The organism is Streptacidiphilus sp. PAMC 29251 (assembly GCF_054208735.2).
On sequence record NZ_CM135725.2, the window covers coordinates 6,792,007 to 6,808,989 of the forward strand.

13 protein-coding genes and 1 pseudogene are annotated in these 16,983 nt (G+C 72.6%); 7 read left to right on the top strand and 7 right to left on the bottom strand.

Translation table 11 applies throughout. The features are described 5' to 3' along the window. The first annotated feature begins 184 nt into the window (after positions 1-184). Both lon and ACXKR8_RS32485 read left to right on the top strand, forming a co-directional pair. Positions 185-2,716: an endopeptidase La gene (lon, locus tag ACXKR8_RS32480; protein WP_458268135.1), complete on the top strand. Its 2,532-nt coding sequence runs from the start codon at positions 185-187 to the stop codon at positions 2,714-2,716. A 122-nt stretch (positions 2,717-2,838) separates the two neighbouring features. Continuing rightward, the gene (locus tag ACXKR8_RS32485; RefSeq protein WP_458268136.1) at positions 2,839-4,317 is read left to right on the top strand and encodes an FtsW/RodA/SpoVE family cell cycle protein; all 1,479 of its coding nucleotides are present in this window, start codon (positions 2,839-2,841) and stop codon (positions 4,315-4,317) included. A 159-nt stretch (positions 4,318-4,476) separates the two neighbouring features. Here ACXKR8_RS32485 and ACXKR8_RS32490 read toward each other — a convergent pair whose 3' ends face one another. Both ACXKR8_RS32490 and ACXKR8_RS32495 read right to left on the bottom strand, forming a co-directional pair. Next, the gene (locus ACXKR8_RS32490; RefSeq protein ID WP_462100709.1) at positions 4,477-5,643 is read right to left on the bottom strand and encodes a YVTN family beta-propeller repeat protein; all 1,167 of its coding nucleotides are present in this window, start codon (positions 5,641-5,643) and stop codon (positions 4,477-4,479) included. 126 nt (positions 5,644-5,769) lie between these two features. Further along, on the bottom strand, positions 5,770-6,597 hold the full coding sequence (locus ACXKR8_RS32495) for a polysaccharide deacetylase family protein (protein ID WP_458268138.1): 828 nt from the start codon (positions 6,595-6,597) through the stop codon (positions 5,770-5,772). Between the two features lie 179 nt (positions 6,598-6,776). On the opposite strand from ACXKR8_RS32495, the gene ACXKR8_RS32500 reads away from it, so the two are divergent. Beyond that, complete coding sequence (locus tag ACXKR8_RS32500) at positions 6,777-7,538, top strand: enoyl-CoA hydratase/isomerase family protein (protein ID WP_458275135.1); 762 nt, start codon at positions 6,777-6,779, stop codon at positions 7,536-7,538. A gap of 53 nt (positions 7,539-7,591) precedes the next feature. Here the strand turns inward: ACXKR8_RS32500 and xylA are convergent, their stop codons facing one another. After that, complete coding sequence (gene xylA / locus ACXKR8_RS32505; RefSeq protein ID WP_458268139.1) at positions 7,592-8,779, bottom strand: xylose isomerase; 1,188 nt, start codon at positions 8,777-8,779, stop codon at positions 7,592-7,594. A 203-nt stretch (positions 8,780-8,982) separates the two neighbouring features. On the opposite strand from xylA, the gene xylB reads away from it, so the two are divergent. The 3 genes from xylB to ACXKR8_RS32520 all read left to right on the top strand — a co-directional run bounded on the left by xylB (position 8,983) and on the right by ACXKR8_RS32520 (position 12,797). Beyond that, entirely contained in the window at positions 8,983-10,395 is a 1,413-nt protein-coding gene (gene xylB / locus ACXKR8_RS32510; RefSeq protein WP_458268140.1) for a xylulokinase, read from the top strand. A 29-nt stretch (positions 10,396-10,424) separates the two neighbouring features. Beyond that, positions 10,425-11,654, top strand: a complete 1,230-nt coding sequence (locus ACXKR8_RS32515; RefSeq protein WP_458268141.1) for an ROK family transcriptional regulator — start codon at positions 10,425-10,427, stop codon at positions 11,652-11,654. A 96-nt stretch (positions 11,655-11,750) separates the two neighbouring features. Next, positions 11,751-12,797 (top strand): ABC transporter permease, encoded by a 1,047-nt coding sequence (locus ACXKR8_RS32520; protein WP_458268142.1) that lies wholly within the window; start codon positions 11,751-11,753, stop codon positions 12,795-12,797. Between the two features lie 12 nt (positions 12,798-12,809). Here ACXKR8_RS32520 and ACXKR8_RS32525 read toward each other — a convergent pair whose 3' ends face one another. The 4 genes and pseudogenes from ACXKR8_RS32525 to ACXKR8_RS32540 all read right to left on the bottom strand — a co-directional run bounded on the left by ACXKR8_RS32525 (position 12,810) and on the right by ACXKR8_RS32540 (position 15,141). Continuing rightward, entirely contained in the window at positions 12,810-13,229 is a 420-nt protein-coding gene (locus tag ACXKR8_RS32525; protein ID WP_458268143.1) for a type II toxin-antitoxin system VapC family toxin, read from the bottom strand. Continuing rightward, entirely contained in the window at positions 13,229-13,582 is a 354-nt protein-coding gene (locus tag ACXKR8_RS32530; RefSeq protein WP_458268144.1) for a type II toxin-antitoxin system Phd/YefM family antitoxin, read from the bottom strand. The genes ACXKR8_RS32525 and ACXKR8_RS32530 overlap by 1 nt, the downstream gene beginning before the upstream one ends. A 109-nt stretch (positions 13,583-13,691) precedes the next feature. Further along, positions 13,692-13,955, bottom strand: coding sequence for a hypothetical protein (locus ACXKR8_RS32535; RefSeq protein ID WP_458268145.1), 264 nt, complete (start codon positions 13,953-13,955; stop codon positions 13,692-13,694). A gap of 17 nt (positions 13,956-13,972) precedes the next feature. Next, positions 13,973-15,141, bottom strand: a pseudogene (locus ACXKR8_RS32540) (anion permease). Between the two features lie 381 nt (positions 15,142-15,522). Here ACXKR8_RS32540 and ACXKR8_RS32545 point away from each other — a divergent pair. Continuing rightward, positions 15,523-16,965, top strand: a complete 1,443-nt coding sequence (locus tag ACXKR8_RS32545) for a C40 family peptidase (RefSeq protein ID WP_458268147.1) — start codon at positions 15,523-15,525, stop codon at positions 16,963-16,965. Positions 16,966-16,983 lie beyond the last annotated feature (18 nt).

A 16,983-nucleotide genomic window follows, 5' to 3' on the forward strand; every position in this document is an offset into this window, starting at 1 on the left:
CTCCGTTCCGCTTCCGCTCCCGGCGGGCGGGGTATGGCGGTCGGCCCTTCCGGTGTTCGGGACAGCGGAGGGGCCCAGGCGGCTCGAAGAGCCTGATCGCTCACGGCGAACAGCCTTGGGGAACACCAGGGGGGTCAATGTCCTTTAGTCCAGGTAACTCAACTTTGCTTACTTGGGAGTGATCATGGCAACTGCCTCTTCGTTGACTCTGCCGGTGCTGCCGCTCGACGACGACGCGGTGCTGCCGGGCATGGTCGTCCCGCTCGACCTGTCCGACCCCGACGTCCGCGCGGCCGTCGAGGCCGCGCAGGCAGCGGTACGGGACGGCGGCGCGCAGGCGCCCGGCATCAGCAGCGTCGCCAGTGCCCGCAAGGCACGGGTGCTGCTGGTGCCCCGGATCGACGGCAACTACGGCGCGATCGGCACCCTGGCCACCATCGAGCAGGTCGGACGCCTCGCCGACGGAGATCCGGCGGCGCTGGTGCGCGGCGTGCGGCGCGTTCGGATCGGGGCCGGGACCACCGGGCCCGGTGCGGCGTTGTGGGTGGAGGCCAGCCCGGTCGAGGCGGTCCCCGTACCGGATCCTCTGCCGGGGTCGGTCGCCGAGCTGGTGCGTGACTACAAGGCGCTGACCACGACCTGGCTGCAGAAGCGCGGGGCCTGGCAGGTCGTGGACCGGGTCGCCGCCATCGAGGACGTCTCCGACCTGGCCGACAACATCGGATACGCGCCCTTCCTCACCGGCGCCGAGAAGGTGCAGGCGCTGGAGGAGCTGGACCCGGTCGCCCGGCTGAAGCTCTCGCTGCAGCTGCTGCGGGACCACCTCGCCGAGGCGGACGTCGCGGAGACCATCCGCAAGGACGTCCAGGAGGGGATGGAGAAGCAGCAGAAGGAGTTCCTGCTGCGGCGCCAGCTGGAGGCCGTGCGCAAGGAGCTGTCCGACCTCAACGGCGACCCGGACTCCGAGGAGGAGGACTACCGGGCCCGGGTCGAGGCCGCCGACCTGCCGGAGAAGGTGCGCGAGGCCGCGCTCAAGGAGGTCGACAAGCTGGAGCGCTCCTCCGACGCCTCGCCCGAGGGCAGCTGGATCCGCACCTGGCTGGACACGGTGCTGGAGCTGCCCTGGAACGAGCGCAGCGAGGACGCCTACGACATCACCGGCGCCCGGGCGGTGCTGGACGCCGACCACTTCGGTCTGAGCGACGTCAAGGACCGGATCGTCGAGTACCTGGCGGTCCGGAAGCGCCGGGCCGACCGCGGCCTGGGCCAGGTCGGCAGCGCCGGTGCTGTTGCTGGTGCTGGGACCGCTGTCGGCGGCCGTCGGGCCGGCGGAGCCGTGCTCGCGCTGGTGGGCCCGCCCGGGGTCGGCAAGACCTCGCTGGGCGAGTCCGTGGCCCGGGCCATGGGCCGCTCCTTCGTCCGGGTCTCGCTCGGCGGCGTCCGCGACGAGGCGGAGATCCGGGGCCACCGGCGCACCTATGTCGGCGCGCTGCCCGGCCGCATCGTCCGGGCCATCAAGGAGGCCGGGTCGATGAACCCGGTGGTGCTGCTGGACGAGATCGACAAGGTCGGCTCCGACTACCGCGGCGACCCGGCCGCAGCGCTGCTCGAAGTGCTGGACCCGGCGCAGAACCACACCTTCCGGGACCACTACCTGGAGGTCGAGCTGGACCTCTCCGACGTGGTCTTCCTGGCCACCGCCAACGTGCTGGAGTCCATCCCGGAGGCGCTGCTGGACCGGATGGAGCTGGTCCGGCTCGACGGCTACACCGAGGACGAGAAGGTCGTCATCGCCCGCGACCACCTGCTGCCCCGGCAGCTGGAGCGCGCCGCGCTCGGCAGCGACGAGGTCGTCGTCACCGAGGACGCGCTGCGCAGCCTGGCCGGCGAGTACACCCGCGAGGCAGGCGTCCGCAGCCTGGAGCGGGCGCTGGCACGGATCCTGCGCAAGGTCGCCACCCAGCAGGAACTGGGCACGAGTGGTTCCACCGAGCTGCCCCGTACGATCGCGGCCGAGGACCTGCGCGGCCTGATCGGCCGTCCGCACCACACCCCCGAGGCGGCGCAGGAGCCCGGCGAGCGGCGCACGGCGGTGCCCGGTGTCGCCACCGGACTGGCCGTCACCGGGGCGGGCGGCGACGTCCTCTTCATCGAGGCCTCGCTGGCCGACCCGGAGACCGGCTCCACCGGGCTGACCCTGACCGGTCAGCTGGGCGACGTGATGAAGGAGTCCGCGCAGATCGCGCTGTCCTTCCTGCGCTCGCACGGCGCCGAGCTGGAACTGCCGGTCACCTCGCTGCGGGACCGGGGCATCCACGTCCACGTCCCGGCCGGGGCCGTGCCCAAGGACGGCCCCAGCGCGGGCGTCACCATGACCACCGCGCTGGCCTCGCTGCTCTCCGGGCGGAAGGTCAGGACCGAGGTGGCGATGACCGGTGAGGTCTCGCTGACCGGCCGGGTGCTGCCGATCGGCGGCGTCAAGCAGAAGCTGCTCGCCGCCGACCGGGCCGGGATCACCACGGTCCTGATCCCCTCCCGCAACGAGGCCGACCTGGACGACGTCCCGGCCGAGGTGCTGGCGCGGCTGACGGTCCACCCGGTCTCCGACGTCCGCCAGGTGCTGGAGCTGGCCCTGGAGCCGGCGGTCTCGCTCAGCAAGCCGGTCGACCTGTCCAACCCGGCCGACCGCACCGACCGCGAGTCGCTCGCGGCGTAACACCCGTCACAGCCGGTTGCCGTCAGGAACCGTCGGTCTGGGAGGGGTCGTCCCCGAGTGGGACGGGACCTGCGAGAATGCGACGGTTCTGACGGCGACTTGGTTGGGTGGGGTGCGGGCGGATGGGCGCACGGCGATCGGCGGGGCAGGTCAGCAGCCCCAGCGGCGACACGGGGTTCCGGGGCGCGCCGGCCCGGCGCCGGAACCTGGAACTGGTGCTGATCCTCTTCGCGGTCGCGGTCAGCGCCTTCGGCGACGCGGACGCGGAGCTGTCGCTGCACGGGAAGCTGCCGAGCGGGTTCGTGATCCAGGTCCTCGGCCTCACCGCCCTGGCCCTGGTCGGCCACCTGGCGGTCCGGCAGTGGGCCGCGTACGCGGACCCGCTGATCCTGCCGCTGACGGTGCTGCTCAGCGGCGTGGGCCTGATGATGATCCACCGGCTTGACTACTCGTACAGCCGGGTCTACGGGCACAACGCCGCGGTGATGGCCCCGGGACAGATCCAGTGGCTGGTCATCGGGACCCTGGTGTTCGTCGGCTTCCTGGCCCTGATCAAGCACCACCGGGTGCTCCAGCGCTACACCTACGTGCTGATGGCGACCGCGCTGGTGCTGCTGATGGCCCCCGCGTTCTTCAGCGCGGACGCCACCAACGGCGCCAAGCGGTGGATCCGCTTCGGCAGCATCTCGGTGGAGCCGGACGAGTTCACCAAGATCGCCATCATTGTCTTCTTCGCCAGCTACCTGATGGCCAACCGGGACGCGCTGGCGCTGGTCGGACGCAAGGTCTGGGGCGTCAGCCTGCCGCGGGGCCGCAACCTCGGCCCGATCATCGCGATCTGGGCGGTCAGCATGATGGTGCTGATCTTCGAGGTGGACCTCGGCACCTCGCTGATCGTCTTCGGCATCTTCATCGTGATGCTCTACATGGCCACCGAGCGCACCGGGTGGGTGATCGTCGGCACGCTGATGGCCTCCGGCGGCGCCTTCGTCGTCGGCTCGCTGTCCCCGCACGTCGGGGGGCGGGTCGCCGCCTGGCTCGACCCGATGGACATCTTCCTGCCGGTGGCCCAGCGGCATGCCGGCGTCATCTCCGACCAGCCCGCGCAGGCGCTGTTCGCCCTCGGCAACGGCGGCTTCCTGGGCACCGGCCTCGGCAACGGGCAGCCCTGGCTGATCGGCTCGGCCGGCCGCAGCGACTGGATCATCGCCACCTTCGGCGAGGAGCTCGGCACCGCCGGGCTGATGGTGCTGCTGCTGGTGTACGCGCTGCTGGCCCAGCGCAGCATGCGCGCGGCCGTCCAACTGGCCGACCCCTTCGGCAAGCTGCTCGCGGGCGGCCTGGGCGCGGCGCTGATCCTGCAGGTCTTCGTGGTGGCGGGCGGCGCGATCGGCCTGATCCCGGAGACCGGCAAGGCCCTGCCGTTCCTGGCCCAGGGCGGATCGTCGATGGTGGCGAACTGGGTGATGATCGCCCTCATGATCAAGGTCAGCGACGCAGCCGGCCGAACCGAGCTTGAGCCCGCTCCGGACCCGGCGGAAACGCTGACGATCTCGGCGGAGGAGATCGCCGCGGTGCGGGCAGAGGCAGAACGGGGGTAGGCCCTGCCGGGCCTCTGCCGTTGGGCTGACCTGGCTTTGGGCCGGGCCGGCCGTTGGGCTGGCTCGCCTCGGTGTCGAGTGGCGCTGCGGCCGCCGTTACGGCGAAGGCCGACCCCGCTTACGTAGCGTTGCCCGCCCCCGCCCCGTCCCGACCCCCGCTCAGCGGAAGACGCCGGTGTGGCCCAGGGAGTAGCGGCCCGGCTGCGGGTAGACCGCCAGGCCATGCGGGCCGTCGCCGACGGGGATGCGGGCGATGAGGTGGCCGTCCGTGGTGGAGAGGGCGTAGACCTCCGAGTTGTAGCGGCCGGAGAGCCACAGCACCTTGCCGTCGGCGGAGACGCCGCCCATGTCGGGGCTGCCGCCGCCCGGAATCTGCCACTTGTGGACCAGCTTGCCGGTGGCGAAGTCCAGCACCGAGACCGAGCCTTCGCCCCGGTTGGAGATGTACAGGTCGGCCGAGTCCCGGCTGACGTAGAGGCCGTGCGCACCGGCCCCGGTCTTCAGCAGGGTCGGCACGGAGAAGGTGTCGCCGTTCAGCTCCCAGACCCCGTTGGCCATCATGTCGGCGACGTACCAGGTCTTGCCGTCCGGGGAGATCTTGACGTCCTGCGGCATGGAGCCCTCGAAGGGGATCTTCTGGCGGGCGACCACCTGCATCTTCGCGGTGTCGACCTTGAGCAGGTCGCCGGAGAACTCGCAGGAGACGATGAAGTAGTCGCCGTTCGGCGAGAAGTCGGCGTGGTTGACCCCGGCGCAGCCGGCCGGGACCGACTTGACCACCTTCATGGTGTGGGCGTCGCGGAACACCAGGGCGTGGTCGTTGGAGGCCATCACGATGGCGTACTTGCCGTTGGGGGTGAAGTAGAGGTTGTACGGGTCGTGCACGTCGACCGGTGCGCCCTGCACCCCCGTGGCGGGGTTGATCGGGGTGAGGCTGTTGCCGAGGTCGTTGTTGACCCACAGCGTCCTGAGGTCCCAGGACGGGACCACGTGCTGCGGCTCATGGCCGACCTGCAGCGTCTGGATGACCTTGTAGGTGGTCGGGTCGATGACGCTGACCGTGTCGGAGAGGGTGTTGGGCACGTACACCCGCGCGGGGAAGTTGCGGACCACCGGCGAGAGCGCGTTGGGACGGTCCGCGGCGTAGACGTCGGTGGGGGAGAGCGGCGCGGGCATCCCCTGGAGGTAGGGGCCGGGGCCGACCGCCAGCGCCGGGAAGCCGGGCGCGGCAGGGGCGGCGGCCGCCCCCGCGGCCTGGCCCGCGGCTGCCCCAGCTGCTCCCGCGGCCTGGCCGGTGGCGTCGGCCCGACCGGCCGGCTGGGCCAGGACGGAGACTCGGGCGGCGTTGCTGCTGGGGGCCGGCCGAGCAGGCCGAGGCGAGCAGCAGGCCGCAGGCGGAGAGCGCGGTCAGCGCGGAGACGGGGGCGAGGCGGCGCATGGTCAGCGGGGGCATCAGGTCAGCAGCTCCGTGGTGGTGACCGCGCGGAGACCGCGCCGGTGCAGGCCGTCGAGGATCGCGGGCAGCGCGGCGATCGTGCCGGTGTGCCCGAAGTGCAGGCTGACCACGGAGCCGGGGCGTACCGCGTCCAGCACGGTGCCGGTCACCGCGGTCGCGCCCGGGTCGGTGTAGTCGAGCGAGTCCAGGTCGTAGCTGAGGCAGTGCGCGTAGCCCGCCCGGCGGGCCTGGGCGGCGACGGTGGCGGTGCAGTCCTGGGCCTGGGACGGCCGGAACCAGCTGCCGATGCTGCCGGTGAGCTGCTTCAGCCGGGCGGCGCAGGAGGCGATCTCGGCGTACGCACGGTCGGCGGACATGGTGGAGATCGGCAGGTGGTTCTGGGTGTGATTCCCCAGTTCATGGCCGCCGTCGAGGATCAGCCGGGCCATCGCCGGCTGCTCGTCCAGCCAGCTGCCGACGGCCATCACGGTGATCTTCGCGTCGGCGCGGGCGGCCTCGGCCAGCAGCGCCTTGGCGATCTTCGGATCGCCCTGGCCGTGGAAGGTGAGGGCGACCGCACTGCCAGTACGGGGGCCGGTCCTGATCTCGAACGGGTCGGCGGGGACCCGGACAGCTGAGGCCGTGGACGCCGCCGAGCTTGCGCGGACCGGGACGGCGGCGCTCGGCACAGCGCCAGTGGAGCCAGCGGCAGTAGAGCCAGCGGCAGTAGGGGCAGCGGCGAGGGCGGAGGGCGTGGCTGAGCCGTCCGAGCAGGCGGCGGTCAGCGAGCCGGCGGCTCCGACGGCCGCCATACGCAGCAGGTCGCGACGGTCGAATGGGGTCACCGCTCGAACTCTAGGGTGACCGTCCGGTTACCGCGCGTCGAGCAACGCGGGCGGATCAGGGCGGGACCGTAGAGTGTCGCCCGGTCGGAGGCAGCGGCCCGGGGTGGAAGTCGGCAGGTCGGCGAAAGGCAGCACGGGTGCAGCAGGGACGCAGGGAACTGCCCTACGGGGTGTCAGGTCTGGAAATCACGCTCGGTGACGACGGAGTCGCCGTATTGACGATCGACCGGCCCGAGAAACGCAATGCGCTGACCGGGGCCATGTGGGGGGCGCTGCCGGAGCTGCTGCGGCGGCTGGCGGAGGAGCCGGGCCTGCGGGTGCTGCTGGTCACCGGCGCGGGCGGGACCTTCAGCGCCGGCGCGGACATCGCCGAACTGCGGGAGGTGTACGCGGATCCGGAGTCGGCCAACGCCTACCACGCGGTCAATGTGGTGGCCGAGGAGGCGCTGGCCGCGTTCCCGCACCCCACCCTCGCCGTGCTCCGCGGCGCCTGCGTGGGCGGCGGCTGCCAGCTCGCGGTGGCCTGCGACCTGCGCTTCGCCGATCCGGACGTCCGGATCGGGATCACCCCGGCCAAGCTGGGGATCGTCTATCCGGCGGTACCGACGGTGCGGTTGCTGCGACTGCTGGGACCGGCCCGGGCGAAGTACCTGCTCTACTCCGGCGAGCTGCTGACGGCGGCGACGGCGCTGGTCTACGGGCTGGTGGAAGAGGTCGCCGAGGACGTGGAGGCGCGGGCACTGGCCTTCGCCCGCACCCTGGCCTCGCGTTCGGCGCAGACCCAGGGGGCGGTCAAGGACGTGGTCGCGGCCGAGCTGGAGCACGGGGGCGGGCAGGCCGCCGCCCTGGCGGTGGCGGCCTGGGAGAAGGGGTCGCGAACGGCGCCGGACGTGGCGGAGGGGCTTGCGGCGTTCCTGGAGCGGCGCGCGCCGAGGTTCTGACCTGTGGGAAAGGTGCGCGCCGCTCCAGCCCCGTTGTGAGTGGCCGGTAGGGGTCAGAGGCCGAGCAGGTGGTCCAGGGCGAGCTGGTCCAGCTGCTCGAAGGCCATGCCGCGCTCCGCGGCGGCGTCGGCGTCGAACTGCTCGAAGGCGCTGGGGTCGGCGAGCAGGTCGGCCAGGGTCTCGCCGGCCCCGAGGGTGGGCTGCGCCAGCTCGTCCAGGCGGGAGGCGCGCAGCGCCTGCTGGACGGCCGGGTCGGCGCGGAAGGCCTCGGCCTTGGCCTTGAGGGCGAGGTAGTTGCGCATATTGCCGGCCGCGGAGGCCCAGACCCCGGCGATGTCCTCGGTGCGCGGGGGCTTGAAGTCGAAGTGGCGCGGGCCGGTGTAGGCCGGTGCGCCGGTGCTGTCGGTGGACTCCAGCAGGTCGACCAGCCAGAAGGCCTGGCGCAGGTCGCCGGCGCCGAAGCGCAGGTCCTGGTCGAACTTGATGCCGGACTGGCCGTTGAGGTCGAGGTGGAACAGCTTGCCGTGCCACAGCGCCTGGGCGATGCCGTGCGGGAAGTTCAGCCCGGCCATCTGCTCGTGGCCGGTCTCCGGGTTGAGGCCGACCCGGTCCGCGTGCTCCAGGGAGTTGATGAAGGCCAGGGCGTGGCCGATGGTCGGCAGCAGGATGTCGCCGCGCGGCTCGTTGGGCTTGGGCTCGATCGCGAAGCGGATGTCGTACCCCTGCGACACGACGTAGTCGCCGAGCAGGTCGAAGGCCTCCTTGAGGCGGTCCAGGGCGACCCTGACGTTCTTGGCGGCGCCGGACTCCGCGCCTTCGCGGCCGCCCCAGGCGACATAGGTGGTGGCGCCGAGCTTGACCGCGAGGTCGATGTTGCGGATGGTCTTGCGCAGCGCGAAGCGGCGGACGTCGCGGTCGTTGGCGGTGAAGGCGCCGTCCTTGAAGACCGGGTGGGTGAACAGGTTGGTGGTCGCCATCGGCACGGCCATGCCGGTGGCGTCCAGGGCCTGCCGGAAGCGCTTGATGTGCCCCTCGCGGGCGGCGGCGTCGCTGCCGAAGGGGATCAGGTCGTCGTCGTGGAAGGTGACCCCGTACGCGCCCAGTTCGGCGAGGCGGTGCACCGACTCGACCGGGTCGAGGGCGGGGCGGGTGGCGTCGCCGAAGGGGTCGCGTCCTTGCCATCCGACGGTCCAGAGGCCGAAGGTGAAGCGGTCGGCGGGGGTGGGTGTGAGGTCGGTCATGGGGTCGGCTCCTGAAGGTCGGGGCTATTCGTCATCGCACTGAACAAATTAGTATCAGGAGGCCGTGAGGGGAAGAGCCCCGGGCCGCCGGGATCGCCGCCGGGATCGCCGGCGGGATCGCCGGCGGGGCCTCAGCGGGGTCGTTCGGCAGGGCGTCAGCGGGATCGTTCAAGATCGTTCAAGATCGTTCGAGGAGGAAAAGCGTGCAGGTCGTGATCGGGATCGACAGTTCCACGCAGTCGACCAAGGCACTCGCCGTCGATGTGGAGTCAGGCGCCGTCCTGGGGGAGGGCCGGGCCGGGCACACCGTCAGCGGTGGTGCGGCGCGGGAGAGCGACCCGCGCGAGTGGTGGCGGGCGCTGGGCGAGGCCGTGGCCGCGACCGGGTACGCCGAGCAGGCGGCGGCGGTGTCGGTCGGCGGCCAGCAGCACGGGCTGGTGACCCTGGACGCGGACGGCGAGCCGGTGCGTCCGGCGCTGCTGTGGAACGACGTGCGCTCGGCCCCGCAGGCCGCCGCACTGGTCGCCGAGCTGGGCCGGGAGGCCTGGGCGCGGCGGGCCGGGAGCGTGCCTGGGGCCTCGTTCACCGCCGCCAAATGGGCCTGGCTGCGCGAGAACGAGCCCGAGGCGGCGGCCAGTACCGCGGCCGTCCGGCTGCCGCACGACTATCTGACCGAGCGGCTGACCGGGGTCGCCGCCACCGACCGGGGCGACGCCTCCGGCACCGGCTGGTGGACCCCGGAGGGCTACGACCACGACCTGCTGGCCCGGCTCGGGCTGGACGCCGGGATGCTGCCGGAGCTGGTCGAGCCGGGGAAAGCCGCGGGCTATGTCCGAGCCGATGCCGGCACCGGGCTCCGGGCCGGCACCCCGGTCGCGGCCGGTACCGGCGACAACATGGCGGCGGCGCTCGGCCTCGGGCTGGCGGCCGGACGTCCGGTGCTCAGCCTGGGCACCTCGGGCACGGTCTACGCGGTCACCCGGGGCCGTCCGGGTGACCCCAGCGGGACGGTCTGCGGCTTCGCCGACGCGCTGGACGGCTGGCTGCCGCTGGCCTGCACCCTCAACTGCACCCTCGCGGTGGACCGGGTGGCGGCCCTGCTCGGCCGCGACCGGGAGGCGGTGGAGCCGGGCGGCACGGCCGTGGTGCTGCCCTACTTCGACGGCGAGCGGACCCCCGACCTCCCCTACGCGGCCGGTCTGATGCAGGGGCTGCGGCACGACACCACCCCGGGCCAGCTGCTGCAGGCGGCCTACGACGGCGCGGCCTACTCGCTGCTGGCGGCGCTGGAGCAGGTGCTGGCGGCGGGCGGCGAGCCGGCCGACGGGACCGGGGAGCTGCTGCTGATCGGCGGCGGCGCCCAGGGAGCCGCCTGGCAGCGGACCGTACGGCGGCTGTCCGGGCGTGCGGTGCGGATCCCGGTGGCCCGGGAGCTGGTGGCGCTCGGCGCGGCGGCGCAGGCGGCGGCGCTGCTCACCGGGGAGCGCGCGGACCAGGTCGCGCGCCGCTGGGGCACCGCCGAGGGCCCGCTGCTGGAGCCGGAGGCCAGGGACGACGAGGCGTTGCAACGGATCGCCGATACGCTGCAACGATCCGCGAAGCTGTTCGAACGGTGATGTTGTGAGGAAGAAAGCACGAGGGTCCGATGCCCAGCCCGTCCAGTGAAGAGCGCCGTCCGGCCTCCCAGCAGGGCATGCGCCGACAGAACCTGGCGCTGGTCCTCGGGGCGATCGCCGAGCACGCACCGCTCTCCCGCGCCGACGTCTCCGTCCGCACCGGGCTGACCAGGGCGGCGGTGTCCAGCCTGGTGGTGGAGCTGCACGCGGCCGGGCTGGTGGTCGAGCTCGGCCCCGCGCCCAGCGGCCGGGTCGGCCGTCCGGGCAATGCGCTGGTGCTCAGCAGCACCGGACCGGCCGGCCTCGGACTCGAGGTCGGGGTGGAGCACCTCGCGGTCTGCGTGGCCGACCTCAGTGGGGAGATCCGGGCGCAGGCCCGGGTCCCCGCCGCCAACCGGGGCCGTCCGGCGGAGGAGGTGCTGGCCGAGCTGGGCCGGCTCGCCGAGGGGGTGCTGCGCGAGGCCGCCGGTCTCGGGCTGCGCCCGGTCGGCGCGGTGGTGGCGGTGCCGGGCCTGGTCGACGCCGCCTCGGGGGAGGTGGTGCACGCCGCCAACCTGGGCTGGCGCGGGCTGCGCCTGCCGCCGACCCTGCTCGGGCTGCGGCTCGAGGCCGGGAACGAGGCCAACCTCGGCGCGCTGGCCGAGCTGTGGCGCGGCGGCCCGGACGGGCCGGTCGACTTCGTGCACGTCTCGGCGGAGTCCGGGATCGGCGCGGCCCTGGTGGTCGGCGGACGGCTGTTCCAGGGCGCGCGGGGCTTCGCCGGCGAGCTGGGCCACGTCCCGGTCCACCCGGACGGGCCCGCCTGCCCCTGCGGCGCGCGCGGCTGCCTGGAGCAGTACGCGGGCGAGGGCGCGGTGCTGGCAGGCGCCGGGCTGCCGGAGGCGTCCGGCGACTGGGTGGCACTGCTGGCCAAGCGCGCGGCCGAGGGCGCGGCCCCGGTCCGGGAGGCGCTGGCGCTGGCCGGTGCGGCCCTGGGCACGGCGCTGGCCGGGGCGGTGAACCTGATCGACCCGGAGGCGGTGGTGCTCGGCGGGGCCTACGCCGAGCTGGGGGAGTGGCTGCTGCCGGAGATGCGACGGGAGCTGGCGGAGCGGGTGACGGTACGGCCCTGGGCGTCGGAGGCGCTGACGGTGTCGACGCTGGGGCGGCGCGGGCCGCTGCTGGGGGCGGCGTTGGTGACGGTGCGTCGCGTCTTGGAGAACCCCAGCGGGGAGGGCGCCGGCCCGGAGGGCCCGGTGGTCACTGACGGCGTGTCATGACCGGCTCAGTGCTGCTCCAGTGCTACGAATGGCCTGATTTGTCATTTCGTCGTGCGAACAGAGCGAACAGACAGGCGGGTCGGCATGGCCAGTGGAATGAGCGGAGCTGAGCTCCAGCGCGGTTTCGGGGCCGAGATCAAGGATGCCGTGACCACGCGCGCCGCCGTCCTGGTGATCGGCGTCCTGTTGCTGCAGTTGGGATTCATCGTCTCCTACGTGGGGGCGCTGCATCACCCCTACCCGCACCGGGCGTCCATCGCGGTGGTAGCACCCGCTCAGGTCAGCGGGCAGCTGGTGAGCCAGCTCAATGCCCTGCCGAAGCAGGTCCTGGACGCACGGGCGGTGCCGGACGAGGCGACGGCGCGTCAGCAGATCCTCGATCAGAAGATCTACACAGCGCTGGTGTTCGACCCGAGCAGCAAGCACGACACCCTGCTGGTCGCGAACGCGGCGGGTCCGGCGCTGGCCCAGGCGGTCGAGACGATCATCACCGGCGCGGAGAAGCAGCAGGGCCGGACCTTCAGCACCGAGGACCTGGTGCCGCTGGCCTCCGGGGACGCCGAGGGGCTCTCCTCCTTCTACCTGGCGGTCGGACTCTGCGTCGGCGGTTACCTGGTGGCCTCGATCCTCGGCATCAGCGCCGGCTCGCGCCCGGCCAACCGCAAGCGTGCGGTGATCCGGCTGGCGGTGCTGGCGCTGTACTCGATCGCGGCCGGCATCGGCGGCGCGCTGATCGTCGGACCGATCCTCAACGCCCTGCCGGGCAGCATCCTGGGGCTGTGGGGGATGGGCGCGCTGGTGGTCTTCTCGGTCGGTGCGATCACCATGGCGCTGGAGTGCCTGTTCGACGTGGTCGGCATCGGCCTCGCAGTGCTGCTGTTCGTGGTCCTCGGCAACCCCAGCGCGGGCGGCGTCTTCCCGCCGCCGCTGATGCCGGCCTTCTGGCGGGTCATCGGCCCCTGGCTGCCGAACGGCGCGGGCACCAGCATTGCCCGCTCCATCGCCTACTTCGACGGCACCGCGATCACCAAGCCGCTGCTGGTGCTGGTGGCCTGGACCGTGGTCGGCGTCGTGGTCGCCCTGGTCGTCACCGGCCTCCGCCCCCGAGGCGGCCGCCCGGTCATGCAGGGCGAACCCGGCTGAACAGCCCCGGGGTCAGCGTACCGGCCAGTCGAAGGGATTGATCAGGCTCACGCCGGTGCGCTCGACGTCCTTCAGATTGCGGGTGGCCAGGGTCAGGCCGTGCGCGCGCGCCGTGGCCGCGAGGTAGCCGTCCACCACCGGCAGCGGGTCGGGGACGTTCATCCGGCCCCACTCCTCGGCGACGGGGACCGTGACCGGCAGGATCCGGTCCGCGTAGACGCGGACCAGCCGGCCGAGCCAGTCGTCGAGCCGTGCCGCGCGGGCGGCGTCCCTGCGCCGCAGCAGCTCCACGCCTTTCTGCAGCTCGCCCACCACCAGCGCGCTGGTCCACAACTCCGCCGAGGGGACCGACTCGAACCAGGCGAGCACCGCCGCGGACGGTCGTGGGCGCTGGGGCTCGGACAGCACGTTGGTGTCGAGCAGGAACCCCATCACGCCTCCTCGTCGGAGGGCTCGGCGGGCTCTGCGGGCTCCGCGGGCTCGAAAGGTTCGGAGGGCTCGAAGAGCGAGGACAGATCACGCTCGCGGTCGTCCTGCCGCGCGGCGACGATCTCGTCGACGGCCTCGGCGAAGCCCTCCGACCAGGCCTCGGCGGGGGTGGTCAGGAACCCCTTGAACGACAGCTCCTCGCCCTTGAGCCGCCGGTACTCCCCTATGTCGATGACCACGGCGACCTCGGCGCCGTGCCGGGTGACCACCTGCGGCCCGTCCTCGTGGGCGCGGCGCAGCACCTCGCTGAACCTCTGCTTGGCCTCCTGGACCTGCCACTGCACGGCGTCCTCCACGGGTAGCAGTCCGGACAGTCTGGACAGATTCAGCCTAGCAGGACGCGAAAGCCGCCCCGGGGTGGTGCTGGGGCCGGGGCGGCTTCGGGGGTGGGGCAGGGTGGAGCGGTCAGGCCAGGGCGATCAGGTAGAGGCCGTAGCCGACGGCGGCGGCGCAGGCCGCGAAGCAGAGCGTGGCGGCGGCCAGGGCCGGGACGCTGCCGCCGCGGGCGGAGGCGCCCGCGGTGGTGGCGCCGGCCGTGGCGCTGCGCCCGGCGGCGGTCTCGTGGCGGGAGAGGGCCGCGATACCGAGGCAGAAGGTGGTCACCACGCCGACGGTGATCAGCATGCTGACACCGAAGGTGCTGCCCAGGGCTTCCCAGTTGATCTTCATATGCGTAAGGCTCCAGCTCAGGCGGCGACGGGGGCGGCCGGCGCGGGGGTGGTGGTGTCCAGGGCCGTCACGGTGTTCTCGGCCGGTCCGGCCACCACGTTGTCGGCGGTGACGGCCTGCTTGCGGGAGATCCGGTAGATCCAGGCGCTCAGCCCGATGCCGATCGCGGCCAGCAGGGCGATGCCCCAGTCGCCCCGGTCGGCGAGGAAGGTGCCGGCCCCGCCGAGCAGCGCGGCGGCCGGGAGGGTGAGCCCCCAGGCGTAGGCCATCCGGCGTGCGGTGGACCAGTTGACCTGTCCGGTGCGGCCGGCCTTGCCCGCGCCCATGATGCCGCCGGAGCAGACCTGGGTGGTGGAGAGGCCGTAGCCCATGTGCGAGGAGGTGAGGATCACCGCGGCCGAGGCGGTCTGCGCCGCGAAGCCCTGCGGGGCCTCGATCTCGGTGATGCCCTTGCCCATGGTCCGGATGATCCGCCAGCCGCCCAGGTAGGTGCCGAGGGCGATGGCCAGACCGGAGGTGATGATCACCCAGACCGGCGGATCGGCGTGGGGGGCGACGGCGCCGACGCTGACCAGGGTCAGCGTGATGATGCCCATGGTCTTCTGGGCGTCGTTGGTGCCGTGCGCCAGCGAGACCAGCGAGGCGGAGGCGATCTGCCCGGCCTTGAAGCCCTTGGTGTTGGCCTTCTCGGTGCCCTTGGCGGTGATCCGGTAGGCGATCCTGGTCGCCACCCAGGCCGCGAGCCCGGCCACGACCGGCGAGGCGACCGCGGGGATCAGGATCTTGGTGACCACCACGTCGAGGTTGACGCCGTGCGCCCCCACCGCGACCAGGGTCGCGCCGATCAGGCCGCCGTAGAGGGCGTGCGAGGAGCTGGAGGGGATCCCGCGCAGCCAGGTGACCAGGTTCCAGAGGATCGCGCCGATCAGCGCGGCGAAGACCACCTGGGGTCTGACCCCCGCGCTCTCGTCGATGATCCCGCCGGAGATCGTCTTGGCGACCTCCACCGACAGGAACGCTCCTGCCAGGTTCAGAACCCCGGAGATCGCGACGGCGACCTTGGGCGGAGAGCGCCGGTGGCGATGGAGGTGGCCATCGAGTTGGCGGTGTCGTGGAAGCCGTTGGTGAAGTCAAAGGCGAGGGCCGTGATGATCACGACGCACACCAGGAACGTGATGTGTTCCATTAACCAAACAATCGTCTCAGCGGAATCGTCGTGGCCGACCGTAGGGATGCTGAGTGAACGGAAAGTGAACTGGGAGCCGATCCTGAGTTGACATGAGGCCGCAACGTGGACGAAACGGGCCGGATCGCCCTGCGGTGACTGGGCTCTGGCCGGATCCCGCCGTTCAACGCGCCTTCAGAAGAGAGCTGTGTCACATTCACCCGGTGCTGCTTCGCTGAGATCGGCGTGAGAATCCAGGACGTGCACTGCCCAATGGCAGGCAGGCATGGAAGGATCTCCGAGGGCAGCAGACGGGGAGCGAGGGGAATGTCGGTGCGGGGCATGGCGGGGCACGGGACAGCGGGACAGCGGGACGCGATACGGGCAGCAAGGGCGGTGGCCATGCGTTCGCCGGGCGGGGGCGGGCTGCTGGCGACCGCCACGCGGCCCTGGCTGCGCGGTGTGCTGCGCTGCGGCCTGCTGCTGGCCGCGGCCTCGCTGGCGGTGCTGCCGATGGCCGGCCAGGCGAGTGCCGACACCCCTGCTGACGGTTCGTCCGCCAACACCGTGCAGACCCTCACCGCGACCGAGCAGTCGCTGCAGCCGGTCCTGGACCAGCTCCACGCCACCTACCAGCTGGCCGAGGCGGCGACGCAGAAGTACGACGCCCTCACCGAGCAGCTGAACCAGGCCAAGACCGACGACGACCAGCTGCAGCTGGAGGTCGACAACGCGCAGGCGAGCGTGGACGCGGGGACGGTGGTGGCCGGCCAGCTGGCCTCGGCCCAGTACCGCAACGGCGACCTCTCCCAGCTCGGCCAGCTGATCTTCGCCCAGAACCCGCAGGAGGCCCTGCACGAGGGCGAGCTGCTGAAGGCCGCCAGCACCTCGCAGGCGGTCTTCCTGAAGCAGCTGCAGACGGACCAGCAGAGCCTGATCCAGGCCAAGACCGCCTCGGCGACGGCCAAGGTCAACGCGACGAACCTGGTCGCGGCGCAGGCCGTCGCCAGGGACACCATCAACAAGCAGCTCGACGCCGTGCGCAAGCAGGTCGCCACCCTCACCGGGGTCCAGCAGGACCAGCTCTCCCAGCTGGAGCAGAAGGACGCCAACGCGGCGCAGACGGCGCTGCTGGCCACCGGGATCCTCGGCAAGGGCGGCCTCCGGCCCTCGGCGGCGGGGGCGGCGGCGGTGACCTACGCGTTCGCCCAGCTCGGGGCCGAGTACCACTGGGGCGCGCAGGGCCCCTACGCCAGCGGCTTCGACTGCTCCGGGCTGACCTCGCAGGCCTGGCTGCACGCCGGACACCCGATCCCGCGCACCAGCGAGGAGCAGTGGGCGCAGCTCACCCATGTGCCGCTGAACGCGCTGCGCCCCGGCGATCTGCTCATCTACTTCTCCGGCGCCAGCCATGTGTCCATCTACATCGGCGGCGGCATGGTGATCCAGGCTCCCCACACCGGGGCGGTGGTGGAGGTGACGCCGATGGCGCAGAACCCGATCCTCGGCGCGGTCCGGCCCGACCCGACCAGCCCGTCGCTCGGCTCCTACACGCCGCCGACGATCCCCACCGGCAGCACCGGGCCGCAGCCGATCGGTCCCGGGCCCGCCCCGACGCCGACCCCCAAGCCCACCGGCAAGCCCACGACCAAGCCGACCACCAAGCCCACGACGAAGCCGACGGCGCCCGCGAGCCCCACCGGTTCGCCCAAGCCGACGCCCACCGGCACGCCGGACCCGACGCCCACGCCGACACCCCCGGTGACGCCCACGCCCACCGCCGCGCAGACGCCGACGGCGAGCCTGTCCGCCGCGACGGCGCCCGCCACCCCGACGGCGGGCTGACCGCGCAGGCTGACAGCG

What these genes read in the sequence shown, in the direction of transcription:
- xylA (WP_458268139.1), bottom strand. Translation starts at nt 8,779, where the DNA reads ATGACCGACCTCACACCCACCCCCGCCGACCGCTTCACCTTCGGCCTC.
- ACXKR8_RS32485 (WP_458268136.1), top strand. Translation starts at nt 2,839, where the DNA reads ATGGGCGCACGGCGATCGGCGGGGCAGGTCAGCAGCCCCAGCGGCGAC.
- lon (WP_458268135.1), top strand. Translation starts at nt 185, where the DNA reads ATGGCAACTGCCTCTTCGTTGACTCTGCCGGTGCTGCCGCTCGACGAC.
- ACXKR8_RS32535 (WP_458268145.1), bottom strand. Translation starts at nt 13,955, where the DNA reads ATGAAGATCAACTGGGAAGCCCTGGGCAGCACCTTCGGTGTCAGCATG.
- ACXKR8_RS32545 (WP_458268147.1), top strand. Translation starts at nt 15,523, where the DNA reads ATGCGTTCGCCGGGCGGGGGCGGGCTGCTGGCGACCGCCACGCGGCCC.
- ACXKR8_RS32520 (WP_458268142.1), top strand. Translation starts at nt 11,751, where the DNA reads ATGAGCGGAGCTGAGCTCCAGCGCGGTTTCGGGGCCGAGATCAAGGAT.
- ACXKR8_RS32515 (WP_458268141.1), top strand. Translation starts at nt 10,425, where the DNA reads ATGCCCAGCCCGTCCAGTGAAGAGCGCCGTCCGGCCTCCCAGCAGGGC.
- ACXKR8_RS32525 (WP_458268143.1), bottom strand. Translation starts at nt 13,229, where the DNA reads ATGGGGTTCCTGCTCGACACCAACGTGCTGTCCGAGCCCCAGCGCCCA.